This is a genomic window from Actinosynnema sp., assembly GCF_052038725.1.
The window spans coordinates 1-2,702 of record NZ_JBQGCX010001189.1 but is presented as its reverse complement, the minus strand read 5'-3'; the positions used below and the strand labels follow the sequence as shown (position 1 = coordinate 2,702).

The 2,702-nt window shown below is 73.4% G+C and carries 2 protein-coding genes and 1 tRNA gene; 1 reads left to right on the top strand and 2 read right to left on the bottom strand.

The annotated features are described in order from the left end of the window. Window positions 1-125 precede the first annotated feature (125 nt). Window positions 126-211 (bottom strand) — tRNA-OTHER (locus ACTUAL_RS24925). Between the two features lie 7 nt (window positions 212-218). Beyond that, window positions 219-1,223 carry a bifunctional lysylphosphatidylglycerol flippase/synthetase MprF gene (locus ACTUAL_RS24920; RefSeq protein ID WP_440901955.1) on the bottom strand — a complete coding sequence of 335 codons (1,005 nt, stop codon included), beginning with the start codon at window positions 1,221-1,223 and terminating at the stop codon, window positions 219-221. A 275-nt stretch (window positions 1,224-1,498) separates the two neighbouring features. On the opposite strand from ACTUAL_RS24920, the gene ACTUAL_RS24915 reads away from it, so the two are divergent. Beyond that, a partial coding sequence (locus ACTUAL_RS24915) for an aldehyde dehydrogenase family protein (protein ID WP_440901954.1) occupies window positions 1,499-2,702 on the top strand: 1,204 nt, incomplete at its 3' end.

Genomic DNA, 2,702 nt, shown 5'->3' with positions numbered 1-2,702 from the left:
CCGCCCCCCGGGGGGGAGTGCCGCCGCACCGGGTGCGGCGGGCCTGCGCCCCCTGTGGGGCCGTCTGCCCCCGGGGGGGCCCGGCCCGGTGGTACCCGGGCCGGGACCGCGGGCGGGCGGTGAAGCGGAAGGGGCAGGATTCGAACCTGCGCGGGGCGTGGCCCCGACCGGGCGGACCCGGTCCTCGTTCGGCCTCTTCGAGTACCCTTCCCGGCCCGTCACACGATGTTCGTCGCCCTCGCCAGGCTCCACAGCGACCGCGGCGAGATCCCGCCGTCGAAGGCGAAGTACTCCGGCAGCACCACCGTCGGGCACCACTTCAGCTTGTACTCCACCTGGCTCTTCGCCGGGTACACCCGCTCGCCCCGCTCCGCCAGCAACCGGATGACCCGCGCCGCGAAGGGGCTCGCGGTCGGCAGCCGGTGGCTGTCGTCCAGGCCGGTGAACGGGGTGAAGCCGAAGTGCAGCCACGGCGCGCCCAGCGCCCTGAAGTGCTCGACGGCGTGCGCGTTGATCGCCTCCATGACCCCCGGCGGGCACTCGGGCAGCCGCCTGCTCAAATCGTGCAGCCACCCCGGCCGCGACCCGTGCACCGGGGCGTAGGAGATGTACCCGACCGGCCTGCCGCCGATCCGGCCCACGAACAGCTTGCGCCGCGCCTGCCACTCACCCCCGATCTCGCCGATCAGGAACGTCAGCTCCTTGGTGCGCCTGCCCTTCTGGCGCAACCACCGCGCGTCGATGTCCCTGATGGCCCCGGTGTGCCCGTCCGCGTCGACCTCCGCCACCTCCAACCCCTCCCGCAGGGCGCGGGAGATCTTGTTGCGCAACCGGACGAAGCGCTTGCCGCGCAAGGAGAACCCGCCCAGCTCCACCGCGTACGACGCGCCGACCTGGTTGACCGTCAGACCGAGCCCGGCCAGCAGCTCGGCGTCGGCCCGCTGCAACTGCACCCCGATCACCTTGCGCCCCTGGGCGTGCGCGTGCTCCAGGAACCTGCGCTGCAACCCCTCGCGCTCGCCCTCACCGGTGAAGGGGCCGCCGAACTGCAACCACCGCCGCCCCCTGGCCCGGTAGCACACGAACCCGTCCACGCCGGGCGCGGTGAAGTGCTCGTTCTCGGCGTTGAGGGCCAGGAACGCGCTCGGGTTGTCCGCGTACCGCTCCAGCGCGGGGAGCAGCTGCCGCCGACCGTCCCGCCGGACCGCGTCCGGTGCCTCCATGATCCGCCTCCGCCCTCGGGGAAACCACGGGGACGACCCTAGGAACCGCCCCTGACGCAGGCTCGACACCGCACCCCGGCGGGCGTCAGCGCCGTTTCAGGGACCCTCCGGATACTTCCGGGTCGACCACTTGACAGGCACAGCGCTGCGCGGCAGCTCCACCTGCCGGCGGAACCTACGAATGCGGGGTCATGGTGACAGCGCACGTCGAAGCCCGAACGGTCCCCTCACTGGGCAGTCTCGTGCGGGGCAAGGACGTCCACAGCGGACAGTGGGTGTACGCGCTCTCCGCGCGGGCCGTGCTGGACGACTCGTTCGCGAGCCTGACGCTCAAGCGGAAGCTGGAGTCCGGCAAGCTCCAGCTCGCCGACGCGCCCCCGGACGTCGTCGTCGGCCGGGTCGCGGTCGCGACCGGGGAGACCGTCGCCGACGCCCTGGCCGCCGCGGCCGAGGCCACCGCCGTCTGGCGCGCCGCCCCGCTCTCCGTGCGCCTGGACGACTGGATGGAGCTGCTGCGCGCCGCCATCCGGGACAACGAGGACGAGATCGTCCGGATGCTCACCCTGGAGGGCCACCCGCTGGAGCTGGCCCGCTGGGAGATCGGCGGGATGCACGAGCTGACCCGCCCCGAGAGCAGGGACTACCTGCGCGGCCAGCTGTGGCAGGAGTTCCTCGTCGACGGCCACCGCCGCAACATCGTGCGCCGCGCGGCCGACGGCGTGGTCTGCGTCAACCCGCCCGCCAACGCGCCGCTGGTCAGCGCGCTGCTGGGGCTCACCGCCATCGCGGGCGGCAACGCCGTGGTGGTGCGCGCGCCCCGCACGGCGCCCTTCGGCGTCAGCCACGTGCTGCGCAACGTCATCGCGCCCGTCCTGGACCAGCTCGGCGCCCCGCCCGGCACGCTCAACGTCGTGTGCGGCCACCCCGGCCCGATGCTCGACGCCTGGATCGACAGCCCGCTGGTCGACGACATCATGTACTTCGGCGACGTCCCCAGCGGCCTCAAGATCGAGCGCCGGTGCGTGGAGGCGGGCAAGAAGCCCATCCTCGAACTCGCGGGCAACGACGTCGTCCTGGTCTGGAAGGACGCCGACCTCGACGGCGCCGCCGACGCGCTCGCCGAGGGCTTCCACGGCTCCGGCCAGCTGTGCATGATCCCCAACCAGGCCCTGGTCCACCCCGACGTGGCCGACGACCTCATCGAGCGCCTGGTGCGCCGGGCGCGGGCGCTGCGGCCCGGCTACCCCGACGAGGAGGGCGTCCTGCTCTCCCCGGTGCTGCGCCACGACAAGTTCCACCGCACCCTCGCCGACGCCGTGGACAAGGGCGCCACGATCGTCACCGGCGGCCACGGCACCCAGATCGACGGCACGCGCGACGCCGCCGGGTTCGTCCTTGAGCCCACCGTGCTGCGCGTGGACGGCCTGCGCGGCGCCCGCGAGATCGAGGCGGTCAAGCACGAGACGTTCTTCCCGCTGC

Bases quoted from the DNA above. Each gene is read 5' to 3' on its own strand.
- ACTUAL_RS24920 (WP_440901955.1), bottom strand. From the start codon at position 1,223: ATGGAGGCACCGGACGCGGTCCGGCGGGACGGTCGGCGGCAGCTGCTC.